This window comes from Undibacterium sp. TC4M20W (assembly GCF_049340245.1).
In the GTDB taxonomy this organism is placed as follows: domain Bacteria; phylum Pseudomonadota; class Gammaproteobacteria; order Burkholderiales; family Burkholderiaceae_D; genus Undibacterium.
The window spans coordinates 70867-92426 of the sequence record NZ_JBMPPI010000014.1; the positions used below are offsets into that span (position 1 = coordinate 70867).

The window sequence follows — 21560 nt, forward strand, 5'->3', positions numbered from 1 at the left end:
TTGATCTGCATCATAAGTTAATCAAATTAAAAAGTAAAGTGACTTAATTATTTTATTCAGATAATTAATTCTGTTAAAATGAGGCACCAATCCGGTACAAGCTTGAATGGAAATAAAATGGAACTGAAATGGGACTGAAATGGGACTGAGGGAATTGAAAAAGGCAAAAACCAGGAAAATGATTTCTGACCTGGCGACCGGGCTATTCATAGAAAAAGGTTATGACCAGGTGACAACGGCAGAAATTGCCCGCCTTGCTGAAGTGTCCGTGCCTACCCTGTTCAAGTACTTTCCGACCAAAGAAACCCTGGTATTCGACGAAGAAGACGAGCGCGAAGCACGCCTGATTGGTGCCGTGACAGACAGAAAAGCAGGTGTCTCGATACTTGACGCATTGCTTGAATATTTCTCAAGCTATATGGCCTTTGATGAAACCAAAAAGAAAGAAGTCAAGGCCTTCAGGAACCTGATCCATTCCACGCCAGATTTATATGCTTACGCAAAGCAAGTCTGGATGCGCTATGAAAAATCACTTGCTGTAGCACTCCAGCAAGAAACCAGAAACAAGCTGGAAAAAGCCGAAGCAGAAGCCCTGGCACACTTTATCCTCGATGCATTTCATCGCTCGAAAGATTCAGAAAACCCAAAAGCTTCACTACATACTTTGTTCAATATGATGAAGAATGGCTGGAAAGAGTAGCCTGCCTTAATGCACGCTAATCTTGTCAATTTCAGACAGGCGCCTGTGCCGCAAGGCTGTTTTCTATGAATGCCCTTGCCGTCGCCGCCGCATAGCCTTGCGGCATGATATCTCCCGCTGCACTGGCAAGTTGAAATGCGCCTTCCATGAAAGCCAGCAAACCAGCAGCCAGCTCAGGCACATGATCTATGCGCTTTTTCTGATCGCGCAGACAGGCTGTCAACAAAGCCTGTATCAATTCCAGCTCGGCAGCTATGGCCTCCTGGAACACTGCCCGCACCTCAGGCTGCCGGACGGCTTCGGCACCTATCACCACCCAGGCAGAAACCGCCTCAGGCAAGGCACCTTCGCCTTTGGCCAGACGGGCATTGATGTACGCCAGCAATTTGTCTTGCGGTGTACTGGCCGCTGCAGCCATCTCTTCATAGCGGATACGCGACAGGCCAGCCAGCAACTTGACCAGGTAAAGCAGAATCTCGCCCTTGCTCTTGAAATGATAATGAATCAAACCCGGAGCCAGGCCAGCCTGCCTGGCAATGGCGAGAATGGTTGCCTTTTCATAACCATGCTCCGCCATGACAGACAGCAGCGCAAAAACAATCTCCTTACGGCGCTGCTCGGTATTGGATTTTCTCGACATAATGAAGGCTTACCCGTTATTTTGGTTATCAAACCAAATTCTACTTGGTTTCACTTATGCAAAGCGCAAGAATGCAAACAAAGTATTCCGGGTCAAATAACAGATAAAAATTCGGGCAATTGCAGAATACAATCTTGCCGTATGAAAACAGGAATTTTGAGACAGCATCCAGATATCCATCTTCATGGTACGAAATGATTCCATGATGCCAATACAAGAAATAATCTGCTTATCAAAATGCAATGCCCCGCGTTGCACCACTTAAAGAAATGCCATTTGACAGTTGAACTGTCGTCGAGATTACCTATGCTGCACCGCTTTACACAGTTTGTCTGCCTGCTGATATTGTCACTGCTCGTCCAATTGCCTGCAGTTGCAATGGAAAAGACCGACGCGAACAAACCCTTGATCAAACTCTTCCTGCAAGAAAACCTGGACATCCATGGCCGGCAATTGCCGTTGGACCGTGACCTGGAGGCCATCCTCATTTATTTTGAACGTGAATCCGGCATACGCTTTGATAAACAGCTACTGCCATGGAACCGTGCGCAACTGATGGCACAAAATGGAGAAGGCATGATTTTTGGCATCTCAAAATCCCCTGATCGATTGAAGCTGTATCATTTTTCCATCCCCGTCGTCAGCGAAAAAATCTGGGCGATCACCTATGGTGACCCTCAACCCAACTTTCAATCAGTGGAAGATTTGCGCGGCAAAACCGTCAGCGTAGGCCGCGGCTTCAGCCACGGTATGGATTTTGAAAAAGCCAAAAATGTCATATTTCAGGTGCAGGAAGATTTCTCCCCACCCCCTACCCGTTTTAAAAATCTCATGAATCACCGCAGCGACATCATGCTCTGGCCGGTGCGCCAGTTGCAACATGCCAAGCAGGTAGAAGCCTACCTGCGCGACCAGCTCATCCCAAGCTTCAATGACCCTGAACTGACGGGCAAGACCTTCTACGTATCAGCCAAACCCGTGTTTTACGACACCACCCATTTCGCCGCAGCCAATGACAGATATGAAGCGGAAATGAAAAAACTAAATGCGGTGATACACAAGGGAACGGCTGATAAGAAATTGTCGAAATTGCTGGTGAAGTTTTATTGAATTAAACGTGCTGAATAAAGCGCATCAAAAATGAAAAACGCCGCATAAGTTTTTACTTGATGCGGCGTCTTTCGTTAGGCAATTAATCTATCAACGGCTGAATTCTTTGAACCTGTCGTTAAACGAACGTCCCTGAGAACCATTGGTGGATTCAAAGCGGTTACGCATGGCTTTGTCCAAATTATCAAGACGGTCAGTTGGGGACGGGTGCGTTTCAAACAACAAACTGAAATTACCATCCTGCCCATTTTGTGACTGTAAAGTTTGTAATACAGCTGGTAATCCATAAGGGTCAAAACCGGCACGAGCAGCAATTACCACACCCACACGATCGGCGGCATATTCATCCCCCTTATCAAGACCTTTGGTTATCATGTCTTTACTTAGATTGACCACGATACCCCTGACTTCTGAAAAATTACCTTTGAGTTTACTGCCAGCGACATCACCGAGAACATCTGCCCATGCTTTTGACTGCATGGCATTCACATGATGTTTCAATACAACGTGAGCAATTTCGTGCGATAACACGCCAACCAATTCAGCTTCATTACGCATGCGCGCGAGCAACCCTTTGGTGACAAAAATCTTGCCACCTGGTGTAGCAAAAGCATTGAAGCCCACATCATCAAGCACGCCAAAAGTCCATGGCAAATCAGGCCTCTCAGTTTGTGATGCCAGCCAGCGCCCCAGAGTATTCACGTAGCGCTGCAAAGCTGGATCATTCAGTAAAGGTTTGGCACCCAACAAGACAGCGGCAAATTCATTACCTATTTCTATTTCTCTTGGCTCATCTATTCCTGAATTTTCAATGATGGGTTTAGCTTTATCAAATATGTCACCCGCAACACCCGTCTTACCTCTCGTGGCGTCGAGAATCTGACCAAAAATACCACCCTGCGCTATTGCAGAACCGCATAGCACCAAAGTCAGTCCGGCAATCGCAAGTTTTTGTAATGTACGCATTTAATTGCCCCCCCGTTTTCCAGCTTTATCCTGACTTGAATATTCGACATTGCTTGCCACGAGCGGTGAGCGCTGAGCAAACGCCTGGGCATTGTTTTTATCGGCTGCAAATTTCTGCATTTTCTGCAGTTCGGCATAATTCGGTGAAGATCTGCGTATATCTTCTTTATCCAGACCTTTGACACCATTACCTACTGTGCCAGTATTAGAAGTGCGCCCACTGGTCATCAAAGAGCCCAGTACATTACCGCCAGAAGCTGGTGCTGCATTACTGTTGGTGCTGGCATCCAGACGCAAAGCTGTCATCCTGACCCAGCCAGCTTGTCCGGCAGAAGTTTTTACTTGTGTCCATCCACCAGTACGTTGCATGACATCCACCCTGGTCTGGTTCGCCAGTGTGCCTATCACGGCAGCATCGGCGCTAGCCTTGTCCATTAACTCGGTAGATTTGGAAGTAGTCGCGGACTCGGCTAGCGCATTGCCAGTCAGCATGGCTGCTGCAATCAAAATTGGTATCTTCATGGGATTTTCCTCAGAGGTTCGTACAATTCAACTTCTGCAGCCCTGCCCTTGACGGCAAACGAGCCACGCAAACTAAAAGTAATATCGGCATTGTCGCCGCAGGCCAGCATGGTTTCTTTGGTTACCAGGGCTCTGGCAATGCCCTTGGTCAGGCCCTCTACCCGGCTGGCGAGATTGACGTTGTCGCCAATAGCGGTGTAATCGAGCTTGCGTTTGGCACCAATAAAGCCTACCACAGCAGTTCCTGTGTGTACACCGATGCCCACGTCAAAGTCAGTCAGGTCTGAATCTTCTTCCGCAAGCAGCTCTTGCCTGAAGGCAAGTAAGTTATCCTGCATTTCCAGGGCGGCGGCTACAGCATGGGAGGCATGCTCGGGGTCATCCATAGGGGCGCCCCAAAAAGCCATGATGCAGTCGCCTATGTATTTATCCAGCGTACCACCATGCTTCCAGACGACTTCTACCTGGCGTTCAAAATAACGGTTAAGAATATTCACAACATCTTGTGGGGCCTTGCTTTCTGCCAGCGTGGTGAAACCACGTATGTCAGAAAATAGCACGGTGATAAGACGCATCTGACCGGAGAGACTTTCTACCGTCTCGCCGTGATCCACGATCTTGCGTACCACCTGGGGATTAAGGAAGCGGCCAAACAGTGACACGGTACGGTCACGGGTGCGGCGCTCGCGCAGGTAACCGGCAAGTGCCGCCGACACAAACCAGGCCCAGGCAAAGATCAGGGGAGTCACTACCGGCAACATCCAGTGATGGGCTACCATCTGGTCTGCAAGATACACTGCCGCCAGTGACAATATCAGCAAAGCACCACCCGTGAGGCCCGGATGCAGACGCTGCCGGAATGCCAGCACCAGCAAGGCAATCAGCCCAAACCCGGCAGCAAAAGGCCATTGGGGAGGTACCTGACGTATGCTGCGCCCATTTTTTAAATTATCCATGGCAACAGCCAGAATATCGACACCGGGATAACCAGGTGCCAGCGGCGTTAAGTGGTGGTCAAACAGCCCAGGAGCCGACGAACCTATGATGATAATCTTGTTGCGAAAGAGCTGGTCAAGAGCTGCTTCTGCCCCCGGTGCTAAATGTTGTCGTTCTTCTGTGAGAGTTTTAAACAAATCAGCATAGGCAAACCGCTTGTGTCCCTGCTCAGGCCAGAACATCTGAAAATTTGCGCCTTGCGGCAAAGTAAAGCCCAGATCCTGTACAACCCGTGCTGGCAGTGACGGCACATGCCAGTCAGCCACATCGGCATACAGGCGATAACGCCGCACCACGCCATCAGCATCAACCATACTATTCACCAGACCCAAACGCCAGGCACTACGCTCTATCGCCAGTGGCAGTTGCATGCTGACCTTGGCGTTTGCCTTACCCTGATTTTTCATGGCAAAAGCATCTTTTAAATCAGCCAAGGCGATAGCATCGCTGCTATTCGCATCGTCCAACAGCAAGCTTTGTTGATAAGCATGCGGAAAATCCCGGATCTGATCCGATAGAAATGCATCACTTTTTGGCGACCCCAAATCACGTTCCTGAAAGCTGATATCGAACGCGATCGCTTTGGGAGAAAAACCAGCGAGTGCCTCCAGCAAAAAACCATGTATCTCTCGCTTCCATACCCACAGACCAGCAATTTTTTGCATGGCCAGCATGCTGGGATCATCAATATCCACCACCACAATATCAGGATCAGGCTGATATGTCGGGGCATGGTGCCGGAGATACACATCCCCCAGGCGCGACTCTGTCGTCGCCAGCAAATTCAGGCCAAACAATTCCCCTGCCATTGCCACCAATAGCAATAGCGTCAGCGCGGCATACCAGCGTATGGTTGCACTTTGGATGAAAGGGAACAGGATTTTCAGCATGCCTTAAGGCTTATACAGGTAAAGTCAGATGTGAATTCAACAGACAATTTCTCATCGTCAGAAGTTTACACTTGTTTATTGCACAAAAACCATATTTGCCGGCAACAGCATTTAAGTTCCTTGAAATCTGTGGATTTACAGACATAAGATCGGGCAGTTATCTCATCGCTAGGACACTGACAGGCACATTTCACTCCGATCAAGAGCAGTAGCAAAACCGAAACCCATATTGAACAATGCAGAAAAATATCTGCCTGTCTCGAACTGGGCTTGCTGGCTAATGATCTGAGATTGACCTGCTACAAATTGCAGGTACAAAAACCCGGAATGTTGACACTAAAACCCCTTGCAGGTGGCGACACATTCAGCGACACTAGCCGGCCTGACATCAAGCTTCACACTTGGCCAAGTTCAAGACTGCATACCACTCCATGATTAAAACCATTCCTGTCGATTGACACCCGCGAGTCAGACAAGTCATAGCGCAACATCAAAACCCGGCCTTACACTATTCCTGCATCAACGACACAATAATGCCCCACAAAAGAATCAACGGCCTCGACACCCTGCGCGCCATCGCCATATTGCTGGTACTCATGTCACACTACTGTGGCTTTGTCAGCAAACACCAGACCTTTGGTTTTGCGGGCGACATAGGCTGGGCAGGTGTGGATTTATTTTTTGTATTGAGCGGCTACCTTATAGGCAACCAGATCATGTCTGGTATCGCAAAAGGCGAGCCGCTGTCGCTAAAGAATTTTTTTGCCCGGCGCCTGCTGCGCACCCTGCCCAATTACTATGTTGTGCTGGCAGCGTATTTTATTTTTCCCGCAGCACTGGCTGGGCGCAGCACCTCATCAATATGGCAGTTCCTGAGCTTCACCCAAAACATAGGGCTGGAATATGGACAAACCTTCACCCATTCCTGGTCGCTGTGTATAGAAGAACAGTTTTACCTGATACTGCCCATAGTCAGCCTCATCCTGATCAGACTCAAGAGCCCACTATGGCTGGCCTGGGGGCTGCTCATTGCAGCAATAGGCGGCGGTATGCTGTTTCGCTGCATGGCATTTATGGATGGGCATCCTGCATTTGATGCGCAAGTTTACTACTCCAGCTTTGGCCGCTTTGATGAACTGCTCCCCGGCGTCGCCATCGCCATGCTCAAGAATTTTCACACAGGTTTATACGACAGGCTCATGCGTCACGGCCAGGCCATATTCATCACCGGCTTGCTCGCCGCTGGTGGCGTGCTGTATTGCATCAGCAACAGCGACTACAACAAACTGCTGATCGTCAACTCACTGGGCTTTTCAGCAATAGCAATCAGCTTCGCCATCCTCACCCTCGCTGCTCTCAGCCCCAACAGCTATCTGCACCGCCTGCGCCTGCCCGGCGCCGCGCAACTGGCGTTGTGGTCGTATGCGGTATATCTGGTACACAAACCTGTGTTCATGCTGATTGGTGAGCAGTTAGCCAAGCGGCATATAGATGCGAATGCACCCTTGACCATTGTTCTGGTCACCGCTGCGGGGGTATTTGGTGGATGGTTGTTGTATAGAATGGTGGAGACACCGTTCATGCAACTACGGGCGCGTTGGTTTCCAGGCACAGTCGGGCAAACACAGACTGACCAACTAATTCAACGCCCCGCTTAATTTGATCTGAGTATAAAAATCAGATTACGGCTCGCCCATTTTTTGATGACGAGCCATCTCTTCTTGGCTCAATCTTAAAAACCGTGCTGCATTGTTGTACAAAATATCCCTTTTTTGGTCGGCGCTCAGGAAAGCTGCATTTTCAATCACCTTGACCGAACGCTCGATCACGCCAGGCCATACCATTTGGTCAGACCCGAACATGATGCGCTTGCCAAAACCGGCATTGACGATCGCTTGCAAGTAAGCATAGAAGGCTGCGGGTGGCTGGGTATAAACGATAACACCAACATCCACATAGACTTGTGGATGCGCGTAAAGAACCGCCAGCATGTCATCGAGTTTCGGGTAGCCCGCATGCATGATGTAGACGCGCAGTTTTGGATGCCGCACCAGAACCTCTTCTATCGTCAGGGCACTATGTAGTCGGGCGCGATAGTTGACACTGCCGAGGTAAATAACCCCTGGTGGACCAGTGCCGATATGAATACCAACCGGAATATCCAGCTCCTCCGCCAGCGCCCAATACGGTTCCATGCGTGGATCGTCGGGCGCTATGCCTGCGTATTGATTGGTGATTTCGCCCAGCACCGCGAGCCGCCCCTCCTTGTTCAGCGCACGCATGTCGTCCGGTGTAGCCTTAGATATGCCAAGTTGAAACTCAAGCCCAGGAATGAATCTGCCGGGCGCAGCATTGCGCCATGTCGCCACGCGCTTTGCAGAGCCACTCAACACACCAACGATGTTCAGTTTTTCCATCGCTGCAATGGTCTCGTCCATCAGGGCCTTATCTGTCAAAGGCGACCAGACTGGATCTTTGCATGGCGGTTTTTTGAACATCTCCATAAACACGTCTGCATAAGACGACTTGGCAGGATCCCATGCGGGAAAATTGGCGATAGGCGTACACATACCCAAGGGCGGTGGCCCCTGATCACCCGCGCCCATCGCATGCATATGCACGTCGATGATAGGCGGGCGTACCTGGGCAAACAGCGAAAGCGGCAAAAACAACATCACAAGCAAAATGAGGCGAAATTTCATATCATCCCCTGCAATAGTAAATAAACAACAACTATTAAACTGCGATTAAAATGAGTCCAACTTGACTGGTGCTGGCTAATTGTACTAAAAAGCTGATGTTAATTATTAAATAATATGCGCACCATTCTTTATTTCTCCAAAAATAGAAGAATCACCAAAAAATCGATGGGCTTTTGTGCATTGAAGTTGTGCAGACTACAAGATACATACTCGAATGGCAACGTGATAAGTGATGCTACAATCACAATACTGACGCAAGAAAACAAAGATAAACTAAACCTGATTTCGAGACCGGTCATTTGCGCTGCAAATTACAGCCTGCATTGGCATTAGAACAAGCCCGACACCACCTCACCCGGAAGGGGTATGACTTTGGAAAGACGCACTTTCTGCATCAGTGCCGCAGCGTTTGCCGCCGCCATACAATCCTCTTCATCCTACGGAGCATCCAGCATGAACAGACGCGCCATCAATCCTTCAAAGACTGGCTGGGCACACGGCCACGAGGTATCCAACCCTTCACGCATCCTCTTCATTAGTGGCCAAGTACCAGAAGCAAGTGACGGCACCGTCCCAAAAGATTTCAAAGATCAATGCCGCCTGGCTTGGGCCAATGTCGAAAAGCAGCTAATAGCAGCCGAGATGACACTCAACAACATCGCCAAGATGACGATCTTCTTGTCTGACCGGCGCTATATCCAGGATGCCTACGAAGTGCGGGCAGAGGTGCTTGGCAAAAACACTGTGCCACCTGCCATGACCATACTCATTGCGGGTATCTATGATGAAGCCTGGCTGCTGGAGATTGAAGCGATCGCCGTTGCATAGGCCGGGTGTGTTTCCTTCGGTTCTTCAGCTCGCTCAAGCCCCCCAGATAGTGACTCCGGTCACGCGACTGCTTGTATAGCATGGCAAATGGTGACCTGAACGACAGTAACAAATTTCTTCTCGCGAAAGCACATGTTGCTTTCGCTTTTAAAAGCTTGAACTTAACGTGATTCTTTCGACTCAAAGTCCTTCAGCAATGAAACAATCGCTAGTTTAGATGCCATAATAAATCCATCCTTTAGCGCGGCAGGATCCTTTACCCATTCCTCCAAAGTATGAATTTGCAATTCAGTCGTTGCGCCGCCAACAAATTCCTCTTGTTTCCAAACTATTTTTCCATGCTGATCTGACAAGGTTGCCATTATTTTTACCGATGGCCTCATATCATTAGAAACCCTAACCTTTACGCAATCCGTACTCGACGATACTCAGGGTAATTTCGTAGTCACTCTTCTCCTTTATTTTTGACGAGAGAATTGTGTGCTTCAATTCCTCCAGAAAGTGGAAGGTGGATCAAACTGACAGGGTCAATTCAGCTAGCAAACGAACACGTAAAGAAAAAAAGACCAAACTAGCCTCAACCTAACCCTTAAAAGACATTAAAACGAGTGGGTCAGAATTTGATGCAAACGTCGGGTCATAATCCAGCGCAAACTAACAAGTCATCAAAATAAAACGCCGCTCAGATTAACTGAACGGCATCAGTGTGGCGCTGCTTTTGATTGCTTACTGCCGGTTTAATGATTATTTTTGTTGAAAGTTTGGCTTAACTAATACATAGGTAATTTCTTCACGATTAGCCTTCAAAACCTTCAGCTTCACATCACGAAATACGATCACCGAAGTACCATCAGGATCTATTTCGTAAGTTAAATCTTGCGTGAATGCCGGACGAGCCAGACCTCCTTTAAATTCACGATAGGAGATACGGATCTCTCCTTTCGATACGCCCTGGTACAGCATCTCTGTAACATAATCAAATTCTTCAATCGATCGCGTCTCTATCGTCTTTGTCTCTGCCACAAGTTCATAGGCTGCAGGGGCGTCCATTTTGTGTCGAATATTGTATGTTGGGTATACCGACACATCAAATTTTCCGTCGTTATCTGTGTCGACGAAACAGCCTGACATTTTCCCAAGGTCCGTCTCATACTGCCCAGCAGGATTAACACAAATCATCGGAAATCCAGAATCCCCCCACTTAGTCAACATCCCAGTAAGTCCGGGAAGCGCAGACACTTTACGAAACATTTCCAAAAAACCCCAAGTAGAACTCGCTGGCTCCAGCAGTTTAATAGTCCCCTTGGGTATAGTCTTTGTCGTGTCTCGAATTGCGCCAAAACGAACTAGGTTGTCACCGACACGTCGGGTAGTAGGGATATCAGGACTTGGATCAGTAAATAATTGCACCTTTAATTTTTCAGATACAACTTCAGTGCTGTTACCTATAGTTTGCCCTATTGCAACCGCGCCAATCAAAGAGGTGCTTAACAAAAGAAAGGCAGCGACAATTCGCAAGCCAACAAGTCTTGAAAGTTTTTTCATTTATTTTTTCTAAATTTAAGATTCGAATAATTTGCCGGTAACGGCAGATCATGAGGTCGTAAAAAGGAATTTTGCGCACAATAACTCCATTTTGCGGAAAAAACAACCGCAAAATGTTAGTTACGACGATAGAGGAAAGTATGTGGTGCCCGAGGCCGGAATCGAACCGGCACGCCCGCTATTAACGAAGCGGCGGATTTTAAGTCCGATGTGTCTACCAGTTTCACCACTCGGGCCCACTACTACAACCTGCTTAGCGAAACGCTAAGTCGGGTTCTGGAAAAAAAGCGCTCTAAAAGCGCTTTTTGTATTTGGAGGCGGGGGTCGGGATCGAACCGGCGTCTACGGCTTTGCAGGCCGCTGCATAACCACTTTGCTACCCCGCCAGGGGTGCTATCTCTGCTAATCGTCTAATGTGATGTTATCACGCTTGATGATTGCTGAAATGCGGTGCAACTTGAACAAAAAAGGGAAGCCTTGCTTCCCTTCAGAATCTGGAGCGGAAGAAGAGTCTCGAACTCTCGACCTCAACCTTGGCAAGGTTGCGCTCTACCAACTGAGCTACTCCCGCAGATGTGCTGCTGATACTTCAGGTACTACGCCATTTTGGAGCGGGAGAAGAGTCTCGAACTCTCGACCTCAACCTTGGCAAGGTTGCGCTCTACCAACTGAGCTACTCCCGCAGATGTGCTGCTGATACTTCAGGTACTACGCCATTTTGGAGCGGGAGAAGAGTCTCGAACTCTCGACCTCAACCTTGGCAAGGTTGCGCTCTACCAACTGAGCTACTCCCGCATTTTTACTACTGTATTACTTTACTGCTTTTCGCTGCCATTCCAAAAAATTTTGGAGCGGGAGAAGAGTCTCGAACTCTCGACCTCAACCTTGGCAAGGTTGCGCTCTACCAACTGAGCTACTCCCGCATCGCGAAGACCAGAATTATATATCATCCAGCCATTCTGTCAACTACCCATTCCAAGATCACTGCGCGCTTATTCAACGCTTACTCAACGATCATTCCATGCTTATCCCATTTTATCGGTAGTTTCCTTGATTAAAGGCCATGCCTTGCGCAAATAATAAAACATGGACCAGACTGTGAGGATGGCGGCAATAATCAATAACCATGAGCCAAAGAAGCTGGTATCGATTACGCCGAACAAGACATCGTTAAATAACAGCATAGGTATCGCGGTCATTTGTGCCGCTGTCTTGATTTTGCCAAGAGAACTGACTGCGACGGACTTGGAGGCACCAATCAGCGCCATCCATTCACGCAGCGCAGAGATCGTGATTTCACGGCCTATGATAATGAAAGCGAAAACAGTATTGACGCGATCCAGCTGAACCAGTGCCAGCAATGCACCTGCCACCATCAGTTTGTCTGCCACCGGGTCAAGGAAAGCACCAAATGAGGAAGTCTGGTTCCACCGCCTTGCCAGGAAACCGTCAAACCAGTCGGTTACCGCCGCAACTATAAAAATCGCGGTAGCAACGACGCCTTGCTCAAACCGGGTCAACCAGACTTCAGGCAGGTAAAAAACACCGACCACCAGCGGTATCAGTGCGACACGTAGCCAGGTCAGCAGAATAGGAAAATTGAAAGGCATGTCTTTTTTGGTTTTTATTCGGTTTATGCATCAGGCTCGCCGACTACAATGCCAGCATCTGACGCAATTATATTTCCCTATCGCAGCCGCTTGTAAATTTCTTCTGCCAATTGGCGGGAAATACCTTCGACACTGGCCAAATCGGCGACGCTGGCATCGCTGACCCCCTTTAAACCTCCAAAACGCACCAGCAAACGCTGGCGGCGCTTGGGGCCTATGCCCTCTATCTCTTCCAACTGCGAGGTCTGTCTGGCCTTGTCGCGCTTGGCACGCATGCCGGTAATGGCAAAGCGGTGGGCCTCGTCGCGGATCTGGGCAATCAGCATGAGGGCGGCAGATTCTTTACCCAGTTCCTTTTCTGTGCGGCCATCGACAAACACCAGGGTCTCAAGACCTACCTTGCGGCCCTCACCTTTGGCGACGCCGACGATGAGGCTGATATCGAGACCAAGCTCGACAAAGACTTGCCTGGCAATCTCGACCTGGCCTTTGCCGCCGTCAATGAGCACGATATCTGGCATGCGGCGTTCATTGGTCTCGTCACCACTGGCATCACCACTAGCGACTTTTTCATAGCGGCGGAACAGCACCTGGCGCATGGCGGCATAATCGTCGCCTCCAGTAATATCCTTGATATTGAAGCGGCGGTATTCACTGTTTTGCATGGCATGGTGGTGGAACACCACGCAGGATGCCTGGGTGGCTTCGCCTTGGGTGTGGCTGATATCAAAACACTCCACACGCAATTCTTCAAGGTTTTCTACATCAAGCTCCAGCACGCTTGCCAGGGCGCGCGTGCGGGCCTGTTGCGAGCCCTGCTCTGACAGCATGCGCGCCAGCGCCAGTCTGGCCCCCTTGACGGCCATGTCCAGCCAGGCGCGGCGTTGCTCTTGCGGCTGAAAAGACAAGTGAATACGATGACCGCATTGCTCGGCCAGTGCCAGTATCAAATCAGGTGCATCGAGTTCCACATTCATGACGAGCGTTGCTGGAATGAATTGATCGACATAATGTTGCGCCAGAAAGGCAGAGATGACCTCGACTTCGATTTCATTTTCTGCGACGCTGAGGGCATCATCGACATGCGTGGGGAAATAAGCCCGGTCACCCAGATGCCGCCCGCCCCTGACCATGGCCAGGTTGACGCAGGCACGACCGCCCTCCACTACCACAGCGAGAATATCGATATCAACATCGCCGGCGGTTTCCATGCTTTGCTGATGCAAGACTTTGGACAGGGCCTGCATTTGATTGCGCACTGCGGCTGCCTGCTCGAATTTGAGCTCCATGGAAAAATCCAGCATCTTTTTTTCCAGAGTCTGCATGACTTCGAGCTGGCGGCCGCGCAAAAAGTCTGCGGCATTGTTGACGTCTTGCTGGTAGTCTTCTGGCGCAATAATCTTGACGCAAGGCGCGCTGCACCGACCGATCTGGTGCAACAGACATGGGCGGGTGCGGTTGGAGAATACACTGTCTTCGCAACTGCGCAGCAAAAAGACTTTCTGCAAAATCTGCATCGATTCCTTGACAGCCCAGCTGGATGGAAACGGTCCGAAGTATTGGTGTTTTTTATCGATCGCACCACGGTAATACATCATGCGTGGCGTTTTTTCTGTGGTGATTTTCAGGTATGGATAAGACTTGTCATCACGAAACAGGATGTTATAGCGCGGCTTTAAAGCCTTGATGAGATTGTTTTCAAGGATCAGGGCTTCCGCTTCGCTGCGGGTGACTGTGGTTTCAAGCTTGGCGATTTTCTCTACCATCATCGCAATACGCGGGCTGGAGAGGTTTTTGAGAAAATAGCTGGAAACACGTTTTTTTAAATCACGTGCCTTGCCGACGTACAGCACCTGGTCATTGCTATCAAAATAGCGATATACACCCGGCAGGTTGGGTAATTTGGCAACCAGATCGAGCACCTGCTGGCGTGCTTCTGAGATATTTGGTTCGGTCATGATGCAATCAATCTGCGGCGCTGGTAGAAGGTAGAAGCCGCTACTTTAGCAGGGATTGTTCAGTTCGATGATGACGAAGGCAATGGCGTAATCAGTTTCATCACTAACAGAAATGCTTGCCTTCAGATTACGCTCCTGCATCCACGCCAGCATATTGCCATTGACCTGTACCTGAGGCTGGCCCTGGCCATTATTCAGGGTTTGCATGGCATGCCAGTTCATGGGGTCACGCATGCCCATGCCAACGGCTTTGGAGAAAGCTTCTTTTGCAGCAAACCGGGTGGCCAGATAACGCAGGCCGCGTGCTTCGACCAGGGTTTTGCGTTCGCGATAAAACACCAGCTCTTCTGGTCCCAGGATTTTTTCAGCAAAGCGTTCACCGTTGCGCGCAATGGCTTCTTGCATGCGCGAGATTTGTACGATGTCGGTGCCTATGCCGTAGATCATGTCAGGCCGCTCTATGCAAGCTTGCCAGGCGAGCCTTGACCATCAGGGCCTTCATGTCGCTGATGGCTTTTTGCCAGCCTACGAACAGAGCGTGCGCAACAATGGCATGGCCTATATTCAATTCTGAAATTTCCGGGATGGCAGCGATTGCGGCAGTATTAGTCATGTGCAAGCCATGGCCGGCATTCACTTTCAAACCGTGGCGTATGCCAGCAATAGCGGCTTGTGATATGCGCGCCAGCTCTTTCGCCTGCAACGCTGGATCAGCCGCATCAGCATAGCGTCCAGTATGAATTTCTATGACACTCGCGCCTGCCTCTGAACTGGCCTGTATCTGCTGCTCATCTGCATCAATGAATAGTGACACACGTATGCCTGCCGCCTGCAATTGCCTGATCGCAGCCTGCACTTTGGCGAAATCACGGGCGACATCCAGGCCACCTTCTGTCGTGACTTCTTCACGGCGTTCTGGCACCAGGCAAACGTCTTGCGGCAGGATGCGGCACGCCAGATCCAGCATTTCATTATTGACGGCTGTTTCCAGGTTCATGCGCGTCAAGATGCGTGGACGCAGCTGTTCTACGTCTGCATCGCGGATGTGCCGGCGGTCTTCACGCAGATGCAGGGTAATGCAATCTGCCCCTGCCTCTTCTGCCAGCAAGGCGGCTTGCAAGGGATCTGGATAAGTCGTACCGCGCGCATTGCGCAGAGTAGCGACGTGATCAATATTCACGCCCAGTTCTATCAACTGGCTTTGTTGATGGATATTCATAGATTTTGCAAATCGATCAGTATTTGCCGGGTATTCAGCGCAGCACCATGCAAATGATGGGCAAGCAAAAAACGCATCAGCAGCTTGCTTTGCAATTGCGTGCTTTGTTCAGTATAGTCGCCGCGCTGCATGGCCAGCAAAGTCTTGCCGCTGACCCTGGGCACGCTGTCTGCATGCATGGCAGGCCTGGGGCCGCGTTCAGGATCAAGCACATAGAATTGCTCTGCCTGTACGCGTTCACGCTGTTGCGTACAACGAGTCAGATCACCCAGCAAACCGGATTCGCGCAGCAAGGCCAGCTCAAAGCGGCGCAGCACGATGGTAGCTGGCTCATCATGGGCAAGCTGGTTTAGCGTGGAGACATACAGATCAAACAATTCCGGGTGCGCTTCATCACGCATGAGGAACTTGACCAGTAATTCATTAAGATAAAAACCACACAGCAAGGCTGATTTTTCCAGTGGCAGCATGCCGCCTACCCAGTCTGCTGTCGTCAACGTGCGTATCTCGCCCTTGCCTGTCCAGCCCAGTTGCAAGGGCTGGAAGGTTTGCAAGACGCTACGCAATTGTGAATGTGGGCGCTTTGCGCCTTTGGCAACCAAGGCTATGCGTCCATGGTCACGCGTCAATACATCAATGATGAGGCTGGTTTCTTTGTAGGGCCAGGAATGCAGGACAAACCCTGGCTGCTCCAGTATGCGCAAGTCTTTGGCGGGGTACTTGCTGGCAGCGCGCGGGCTTGCTGAGCTTGCCGTACTTGCTTTAGGTGCGCGTGGTCTTGCAGCAGTTTTTTTTGCAGCAGGTGGCGCTGGCGGCACAGCCGCCGCATCTGTTACGGCGCTGTCTTCCTGCACGGCGACTGCCTGCTCATCCATGGATAGATTTACTCGTAACCGTAGGCACGCAAACCGGCTTCGTTGTCTGCCCAACCGGATTTGACCTTGATCCAGATTTCCAGATACACGGGGCCACCAAACAGCTTTTCCATATCCTGGCGCGACTGGGTGGAGATATCTTTCAAGCGTGCACCCTTGTTACCGATGACCATGGATTTATGACCGTCCCTATCGACCAGAATGGCGACAAAGACACGACGCAGATTACCCTCTTGCTCAAACTTTTCTATCAGCACAGTGCTGGTGTAAGGCAGCTCATCGCCAACGAAGCGGAACAGTTTTTCACGGACGATTTCTGCAGCCAAAAATTTCTCGCTGCGGTCAGTGATATCGTCTTCACCAAACATAGGAGGATTCAGTGGCAGGTATTTGCGGATTTCACTTTCCAGGTTTTCCAGCTGGAAGCGCAAGGTGGCAGACACCGGAACGATCGCAGCGAAAGGATGGAGCACTGCCACTTTCTGAGCAAATGGCATCATCACGGCTTTGTCTTTAACGCGGTCTGATTTGTTGATGACGAGGATACAAGGCACATCTTTAGGCAGCAGATTAATAACCTGCTGATCTGCCGGTCCAAATGTGCCTGCTTCTATGATGTACAAAATCACGTCTGCGGCTGTCAGCGTCGTTGTGACAGTACGGTTCAGCGTGCGGTTCAGTGCGTTCGAATGACGGGTCTGAAAGCCCGGCGTATCAATATATACGAACTGAGTATTGTCTTTGGTCTGTATGCCCGTAATGCGATGGCGCGTGGTTTGTGCCTTGCGCGAGGTAATGCTGACCTTGGCGCCTATCAGGGCATTCATCAAGGTCGATTTACCGACATTAGGTCGCCCGACGATGGCGATATAACCACAGCGGAAATCAGGATTGTCTATTAATTCAGTCATGCGGTCGTCAGGCAGTCTTAGGGTGAGTCTCGGGTTGTGCATCATGCGTCAGCAGTTCATCTGCTGCAGCGGCGCTGGTAACGGCGCTGTTTGTGGCTTTGATTTTCTCGGCCTTGGGTACTTCTGCATCCAGCAGGCTTTTTTGCTTGGCGGATTGCGGCTTGGTCTCAACAGCAGCCTCACCTTGCACGGTGGCTATGCCAGCCAGCTTAAGCTGCGAAGCACGGGGTTTGGTTTTTTTAGCTGCAGGTGAACGCACCAGCATGGCGAGCGCTGTTTCCAGTGCCAGCTTGGCTGCTGCCTGCTCCCCGGCGCGGCGACTACCACCAGTGCCAAATACTTGTATTTCCAGTTTGGGGACCAGGCATTCAATTTCAAATTCCTGGTTATGTGCTGCGCCATGTGTTGCTACTACATTATATTGCGGCAAAGCGATTTTTTTACTTTGCAAGAATTCTTGCAGCAGAGTCTTGGCGTCCTTGCCCAAAGTCGTTGGATCAACACTGGCCAGCACGGGCGCATACAGTGAACGTATCACTTCACGCGCGGCGTCAAAACCTGCATCCAGGAAAATCGCGCCAAACAAGGCTTCCAGCGTATCGGCCAGAATAGATGGGCGACGGAATCCACCGGATTTCAATTCACCTTCGCCCAGACGCAAGAATTGCGACAACTCTATTCGCTGGGCGATTTCATACAGTGACTGTTGCTTGACCAGATTGGCACGTACACGCGACAAATCACCTTCATCAATATTGGCAAAACTGTCAAACAACAGGGAGGCGACCACGCAATTCAAGACAGAGTCACCAAGAAATTCCAGACGTTCATTATGCAAAACACTATGACTACGATGTGTCAAAGCCTGCTGCAACAAAGCGGGGTTGCTAAACTGGTGCCCCAGCCTTTTCTGCAATAGTTGTTGATTCATACGAGTAGCTTATTCTGCCTTGGCAGGTTTTGTAATGACGACACCATTCTTTGCAGTAGTGTTCGAGTACTCCATCAATATGCTGGCTGGACCAACCAGGGGAATTTTTTTGGAGTAAGAAAAATGCAGGTCATATCCACCCTCGTTATTTTTGATGATAAGGAGGTCCTTGCCTGTCACCGCATCAAAATAACCAACTTCCCTTTGTTTATCAAAGGCGATCTGTATTTCCCTGGGATTGGTTCCATTCTTGACGTTATTCATCGCTTTATTGATGGAATTATATTCAATCGCAGTAGGCACCACTTTCATTGCAACCATGGCAATAACAATGATGACGGCAATCGCCATGATCAAGCCAATCAGGGTAATACCTTTTTGTTTTTTGAATGCGGAATATTGAATATTTGACATAGATTTTTCCTGATTAAAACTGAAATTTAATGAAAACTACCAATGCGTTCGATATCACCAAAATTCATCCAGATGAAAAATGCTTTTCCAACAATATTTTCATCTGGCACAAAACCCCAGTAGCGGCTGTCAGCACTATTGTCACGATTATCACCCATCATGAAATAGCGATTCTGTGGAACAGTACAGCTAAAGCCGTCAATTTCATAAGAGCAAGACTCTTTGTCCTTAAAATCGAGCACCTGGCCCCTGTCGTAAACCGGTTTTTGCTCATTGACAAGAATGTTATGAGTAACGCCAGTCAATTGCTCTTTGTATTGTTTCAGATAATTAAGATTATCACGGAAGTCGGGCATATTCGCATATGAAACTTCTTTACCATTCACGGATAAACGTTTGTTTTTATACACAATTTTATCACCAGGCACACCAACCACACGTTTAATATAGTCCACGCTAGGATCTTCAGGGTATTTAAATACCATGACATCCCCTCTTTGTGGATCATTGATAGAGATGATTTTTTTATTAATCACAGGCAAACGTATGCCGTAAGTAAATTTATTCACCAGTATCAAATCACCAACATACAATGTCGGCAACATTGAACTGGAAGGGATTTTAAAAGGCTCAAACAAGAAAGAGCGCAAGAAAAATACCAAGGCAATCACCGGAAAAAAGCTGCCCGAATATTCTATCCAGACTGGCTGCCTGAGCAGATTTGCTTCTATGTCATGACGGGTATTTTCTTCCAGGCGTATGCCTTCGGCAGACAGCTTGGCGCGGCGAGCGTCGTATTCGGCCAGAGCCTTGTCAGCATTTTGGCGGCGTTGCTTGGCAAAGACAAAAATATCCAGAAACCAGATAATACCGGTCACTATGGTCAGGACAAACAGGATCAGGGCGAAATTGCCCAAGATTGATTGGAAACTCATTTTTCATCCACTTGTAAAATCGCCAAAAACGCTTCTTGCGGGATCTCTACCGAGCCCACCTGCTTCATGCGTTTCTTACCTGCTTTTTGTTTTTCCAGCAATTTGCGCTTACGGCTGATATCGCCGCCATAACATTTGGCCAAAACGTTTTTACGCAAGGCCTTGACGTTTTCACGCGAGATAATGTTGGAGCCAATTGCAGCCTGGATCGCCACATCAAACATCTGACGCGGGATAAGTTCGCGCATTTTGGCGGCCACAGCACGGCCACGGAAATGGCTGTTTGCCCTGTGCACGATAATTGCCAGCGCATCTACTTTTTCGCTATTGATCAACATATCGACTTTGACCACGTCTGCAGCACGGTTTTCCTTGAACTCATAGTCCATGGAAGCATAGCCACGAGAAGTCGATTTCAGGCGATCAAAGAAATCCAGAACAATCTCAGCCATCGGCATTTCATAAGTCAGCTTGACCTGGCGACCGTGGTAATTCATGTCCATCTGTACGCCGCGTTTTTGCGTACACAGGGTAATCACCGAACCCACATATTCTTGCGGCATATAGAGATTGACGGTGACGATAGGTTCGCGGATTTCTTCTATTTTGGATGGCTCAGGCATTTTGGAAGGATTATCCACCATCAGGATGGAGCCATCAGCCATGACCACTTCATACACCACTGTTGGGGCAGTAGTGATCAGGTCCATGTCGAATTCACGTTCCAGACGTTCCTGGACGATTTCCATGTGCAATAAACCCAGGAAGCCGCAACGGAAGCCAAAGCCCAGCGCCTGCGACACTTCAGGCTCATACATCAGGGCAGCGTCATTGAGCTTGAGCTTTTCCAAAGAATCACGCAAGGCATCGTATTGATTGGCTTCAACCGGGAACAGACCGGCAAACACTTGCGGCTGCACTTCTTTAAAGCCCGGCAAAGGCTCGGCAGCAGGTTTATTGGCAACAGTAATCGTGTCACCAACTTTGGCTGACTTCAATTCTTTAATACCCGCAATAACAAAACCTACCTGACCAGCCGACAATTCTGTACGGCTCAGTGATTTAGGGGTAAATACGCCTACACTTTCCACCAGATGCTGCGCTTCTGTTGCCATGAACAGTATCTTGTCTTTAGGGCGCAAAGTACCGTTCTTGATACGCACCAGCATGACAACACCGACGTAATTATCAAACCAGGAATCGACAATCAGCGCTTGCAAAGGCGCTGTTGGATCGCCTTGCGGAGGTGGCACCTTAACAATCAGGGATTCCAATACATCTTCAACACCCAGGCCGGTTTTAGCGGAGCAATGCACTGCATCTGAAGCATCTATGCCGATAACTTCTTCAATTTCCTGGCAGGCATTTTCAGGGTCGGCAGACGGCAAATCAATCTTGTTCAAGACCGGCACGACCTCAACACCCAATTCAATGGCGGTATAGCAGTTCGCTACTGTCTGCGCTTCCACACCTTGTGATGCATCGACCACCAGCAATGCGCCTTCACATGCAGACAGGGAACGGCTGACTTCATAACTGAAATCGACGTGACCGGGAGTATCGATCAGGTTCAGGTTGTATATCTGACCGTCGCGTGCCTTGTAATGCAATGCCGCTGTCTGAGCTTTGATCGTGATACCACGTTCACGCTCAATATCCATGGAATCAAGCACTTGCGCTTCCATCTCGCGGTCGGAGAGGCCGCCACAAAGCTGAATAATACGATCTGCCAAGGTGGATTTGCCGTGGTCAATATGGGCAATAATTGAAAAATTGCGGATGTTATTCATTGAAATTACGAAAAAAAC

21 protein-coding genes and 6 tRNA genes are annotated in these 21560 nt (G+C 49.3%); 4 read left to right on the forward strand and 23 right to left on the reverse strand.

From position 1 onward, the window contains the following. Window positions 1-139 precede the first annotated feature (139 nt). Window positions 140-700 carry a TetR/AcrR family transcriptional regulator gene (locus ACO0LL_RS17430; RefSeq protein WP_422952112.1) on the forward strand — a complete coding sequence of 187 codons (561 nt, stop codon included), beginning with the start codon at window positions 140-142 and terminating at the stop codon, window positions 698-700. Between the two features lie 31 nt (window positions 701-731). On the opposite strand, the gene ACO0LL_RS17435 is transcribed toward ACO0LL_RS17430, so the two are convergent. After that, a complete protein-coding gene (locus ACO0LL_RS17435; protein ID WP_422952113.1) occupies window positions 732-1340 on the reverse strand; it encodes a TetR/AcrR family transcriptional regulator in 609 nt (202 codons plus the stop codon). Window positions 1341-1718: 378 nt separating this feature from the next. On the opposite strand from ACO0LL_RS17435, the gene ACO0LL_RS17440 reads away from it, so the two are divergent. Then, on the forward strand, window positions 1719-2450 hold the full coding sequence (locus ACO0LL_RS17440) for a substrate-binding periplasmic protein (RefSeq protein ID WP_422952114.1): 732 nt from the start codon (window positions 1719-1721) through the stop codon (window positions 2448-2450). Between the two features lie 90 nt (window positions 2451-2540). On the opposite strand, the gene ACO0LL_RS17445 is transcribed toward ACO0LL_RS17440, so the two are convergent. Genes ACO0LL_RS17445 through ACO0LL_RS17455 form a run of 3 tightly spaced genes read right to left on the reverse strand, consistent with a single transcriptional unit; the run spans window position 2541 to window position 5824 of the window. Then, window positions 2541-3416 carry a M48 family metallopeptidase gene (locus tag ACO0LL_RS17445; RefSeq protein WP_422952115.1) on the reverse strand — a complete coding sequence of 292 codons (876 nt, stop codon included), beginning with the start codon at window positions 3414-3416 and terminating at the stop codon, window positions 2541-2543. Next, the gene (locus ACO0LL_RS17450; protein WP_422952116.1) at window positions 3417-3938 is read right to left on the reverse strand and encodes an SH3 domain-containing protein; all 522 of its coding nucleotides are present in this window, start codon (window positions 3936-3938) and stop codon (window positions 3417-3419) included. It lies immediately after the preceding gene. Then, window positions 3935-5824 carry a CHASE2 domain-containing protein gene (locus ACO0LL_RS17455; protein WP_422952117.1) on the reverse strand — a complete coding sequence of 630 codons (1890 nt, stop codon included), beginning with the start codon at window positions 5822-5824 and terminating at the stop codon, window positions 3935-3937. Before ACO0LL_RS17455 ends, ACO0LL_RS17450 begins: the two co-directional genes overlap by 4 nt. A 533-nt stretch (window positions 5825-6357) precedes the next feature. Here ACO0LL_RS17455 and ACO0LL_RS17460 point away from each other — a divergent pair. Continuing rightward, window positions 6358-7482 (forward strand): acyltransferase family protein, encoded by a 1125-nt coding sequence (locus ACO0LL_RS17460; RefSeq protein ID WP_422952118.1) that lies wholly within the window; start codon window positions 6358-6360, stop codon window positions 7480-7482. Window positions 7483-7506: 24 nt separating this feature from the next. Here the strand turns inward: ACO0LL_RS17460 and ACO0LL_RS17465 are convergent, their stop codons facing one another. Continuing rightward, window positions 7507-8526 carry an amidohydrolase family protein gene (locus ACO0LL_RS17465; protein ID WP_422952119.1) on the reverse strand — a complete coding sequence of 340 codons (1020 nt, stop codon included), beginning with the start codon at window positions 8524-8526 and terminating at the stop codon, window positions 7507-7509. Between the two features lie 366 nt (window positions 8527-8892). On the opposite strand from ACO0LL_RS17465, the gene ACO0LL_RS17470 reads away from it, so the two are divergent. Next, on the forward strand, window positions 8893-9354 hold the full coding sequence (locus ACO0LL_RS17470) for a RidA family protein (protein WP_422952120.1): 462 nt from the start codon (window positions 8893-8895) through the stop codon (window positions 9352-9354). Between the two features lie 161 nt (window positions 9355-9515). On the opposite strand, the gene ACO0LL_RS17475 is transcribed toward ACO0LL_RS17470, so the two are convergent. The 18 genes from ACO0LL_RS17475 to lepA form a co-directional block, all read right to left on the reverse strand. After that, on the reverse strand, window positions 9516-9716 hold the full coding sequence (locus tag ACO0LL_RS17475) for a hypothetical protein (protein WP_422952121.1): 201 nt from the start codon (window positions 9714-9716) through the stop codon (window positions 9516-9518). A gap of 382 nt (window positions 9717-10098) precedes the next feature. Next, window positions 10099-10899: a hypothetical protein gene (locus ACO0LL_RS17480; RefSeq protein WP_422952122.1), complete on the reverse strand. Its 801-nt coding sequence runs from the start codon at window positions 10897-10899 to the stop codon at window positions 10099-10101. A gap of 143 nt (window positions 10900-11042) precedes the next feature. Then, a tRNA-Leu gene (locus ACO0LL_RS17485) sits at window positions 11043-11135 on the reverse strand. 76 nt (window positions 11136-11211) lie between these two features. Next, window positions 11212-11285, reverse strand: a tRNA-Cys gene (locus ACO0LL_RS17490). 109 nt (window positions 11286-11394) lie between these two features. Next, a tRNA-Gly gene (locus tag ACO0LL_RS17495) sits at window positions 11395-11470 on the reverse strand. Window positions 11471-11506: 36 nt separating this feature from the next. Further along, window positions 11507-11582: transfer RNA gene (locus ACO0LL_RS17500), tRNA-Gly, on the reverse strand. Window positions 11583-11618: 36 nt separating this feature from the next. Further along, window positions 11619-11694, reverse strand: a tRNA-Gly gene (locus ACO0LL_RS17505). A 52-nt stretch (window positions 11695-11746) separates the two neighbouring features. Beyond that, window positions 11747-11822 (reverse strand) — tRNA-Gly (locus tag ACO0LL_RS17510). 102 nt (window positions 11823-11924) lie between these two features. Continuing rightward, complete coding sequence (gene pgsA, locus ACO0LL_RS17515; RefSeq protein ID WP_162058533.1) at window positions 11925-12509, reverse strand: CDP-diacylglycerol--glycerol-3-phosphate 3-phosphatidyltransferase; 585 nt, start codon at window positions 12507-12509, stop codon at window positions 11925-11927. Between the two features lie 77 nt (window positions 12510-12586). Next, window positions 12587-14467 (reverse strand): excinuclease ABC subunit UvrC, encoded by a 1881-nt coding sequence (uvrC, locus tag ACO0LL_RS17520; protein ID WP_422952123.1) that lies wholly within the window; start codon window positions 14465-14467, stop codon window positions 12587-12589. Between the two features lie 45 nt (window positions 14468-14512). Continuing rightward, complete coding sequence (gene acpS, locus ACO0LL_RS17525) at window positions 14513-14914, reverse strand: holo-ACP synthase (RefSeq protein WP_422952124.1); 402 nt, start codon at window positions 14912-14914, stop codon at window positions 14513-14515. A gap of 1 nt (window position 14915) precedes the next feature. After that, complete coding sequence (gene pdxJ / locus ACO0LL_RS17530) at window positions 14916-15686, reverse strand: pyridoxine 5'-phosphate synthase (RefSeq protein WP_422952125.1); 771 nt, start codon at window positions 15684-15686, stop codon at window positions 14916-14918. Continuing rightward, complete coding sequence (recO, locus tag ACO0LL_RS17535; protein WP_422952126.1) at window positions 15683-16561, reverse strand: DNA repair protein RecO; 879 nt, start codon at window positions 16559-16561, stop codon at window positions 15683-15685. Before recO ends, pdxJ begins: the two co-directional genes overlap by 4 nt. Before the next feature lie 8 nt (window positions 16562-16569). Continuing rightward, the gene (era, locus tag ACO0LL_RS17540) at window positions 16570-17472 is read right to left on the reverse strand and encodes a GTPase Era (protein ID WP_422952127.1); all 903 of its coding nucleotides are present in this window, start codon (window positions 17470-17472) and stop codon (window positions 16570-16572) included. A gap of 7 nt (window positions 17473-17479) precedes the next feature. Beyond that, window positions 17480-18403, reverse strand: coding sequence for a ribonuclease III (rnc, locus tag ACO0LL_RS17545; RefSeq protein ID WP_422952128.1), 924 nt, complete (start codon window positions 18401-18403; stop codon window positions 17480-17482). Between the two features lie 9 nt (window positions 18404-18412). Next, window positions 18413-18817, reverse strand: coding sequence for a DUF4845 domain-containing protein (locus tag ACO0LL_RS17550; protein ID WP_422952129.1), 405 nt, complete (start codon window positions 18815-18817; stop codon window positions 18413-18415). A gap of 26 nt (window positions 18818-18843) precedes the next feature. After that, entirely contained in the window at window positions 18844-19752 is a 909-nt protein-coding gene (gene lepB / locus ACO0LL_RS17555) for a signal peptidase I (protein WP_422952130.1), read from the reverse strand. Next, complete coding sequence (gene lepA / locus ACO0LL_RS17560) at window positions 19749-21542, reverse strand: translation elongation factor 4 (protein ID WP_422952131.1); 1794 nt, start codon at window positions 21540-21542, stop codon at window positions 19749-19751. Before lepA ends, lepB begins: the two co-directional genes overlap by 4 nt. Between the last annotated feature and the right edge of the window lie 18 nt (window positions 21543-21560).

Coding starts and splice junctions, on each gene's coding strand:
- ACO0LL_RS17430 (WP_422952112.1), top strand. CDS start 140: ATGGGACTGAGGGAATTGAAAAAGGCAAAAACCAGGAAAATGATTTCT.
- ACO0LL_RS17435 (WP_422952113.1), bottom strand. CDS start 1,340: ATGTCGAGAAAATCCAATACCGAGCAGCGCCGTAAGGAGATTGTTTTT.
- ACO0LL_RS17440 (WP_422952114.1), top strand. CDS start 1,719: ATGGAAAAGACCGACGCGAACAAACCCTTGATCAAACTCTTCCTGCAA.
- ACO0LL_RS17445 (WP_422952115.1), bottom strand. CDS start 3,416: ATGCGTACATTACAAAAACTTGCGATTGCCGGACTGACTTTGGTGCTA.
- ACO0LL_RS17450 (WP_422952116.1), bottom strand. CDS start 3,938: ATGAAGATACCAATTTTGATTGCAGCAGCCATGCTGACTGGCAATGCG.
- ACO0LL_RS17455 (WP_422952117.1), bottom strand. CDS start 5,824: ATGCTGAAAATCCTGTTCCCTTTCATCCAAAGTGCAACCATACGCTGG.
- ACO0LL_RS17460 (WP_422952118.1), top strand. CDS start 6,358: ATGCCCCACAAAAGAATCAACGGCCTCGACACCCTGCGCGCCATCGCC.
- ACO0LL_RS17465 (WP_422952119.1), bottom strand. CDS start 8,526: ATGAAATTTCGCCTCATTTTGCTTGTGATGTTGTTTTTGCCGCTTTCG.
- ACO0LL_RS17470 (WP_422952120.1), top strand. CDS start 8,893: ATGACTTTGGAAAGACGCACTTTCTGCATCAGTGCCGCAGCGTTTGCC.
- ACO0LL_RS17475 (WP_422952121.1), bottom strand. CDS start 9,716: ATGGCAACCTTGTCAGATCAGCATGGAAAAATAGTTTGGAAACAAGAG.
- ACO0LL_RS17480 (WP_422952122.1), bottom strand. CDS start 10,899: ATGAAAAAACTTTCAAGACTTGTTGGCTTGCGAATTGTCGCTGCCTTT.
- pgsA (WP_162058533.1), bottom strand. CDS start 12,509: ATGCCTTTCAATTTTCCTATTCTGCTGACCTGGCTACGTGTCGCACTG.
- uvrC (WP_422952123.1), bottom strand. CDS start 14,467: ATGACCGAACCAAATATCTCAGAAGCACGCCAGCAGGTGCTCGATCTG.
- acpS (WP_422952124.1), bottom strand. CDS start 14,914: ATGATCTACGGCATAGGCACCGACATCGTACAAATCTCGCGCATGCAA.
- pdxJ (WP_422952125.1), bottom strand. CDS start 15,686: ATGAATATCCATCAACAAAGCCAGTTGATAGAACTGGGCGTGAATATT.
- recO (WP_422952126.1), bottom strand. CDS start 16,561: ATGGATGAGCAGGCAGTCGCCGTGCAGGAAGACAGCGCCGTAACAGAT.
- era (WP_422952127.1), bottom strand. CDS start 17,472: ATGACTGAATTAATAGACAATCCTGATTTCCGCTGTGGTTATATCGCC.
- rnc (WP_422952128.1), bottom strand. CDS start 18,403: ATGAATCAACAACTATTGCAGAAAAGGCTGGGGCACCAGTTTAGCAAC.
- ACO0LL_RS17550 (WP_422952129.1), bottom strand. CDS start 18,817: ATGTCAAATATTCAATATTCCGCATTCAAAAAACAAAAAGGTATTACC.
- lepB (WP_422952130.1), bottom strand. CDS start 19,752: ATGAGTTTCCAATCAATCTTGGGCAATTTCGCCCTGATCCTGTTTGTC.
- lepA (WP_422952131.1), bottom strand. CDS start 21,542: ATGAATAACATCCGCAATTTTTCAATTATTGCCCATATTGACCACGGC.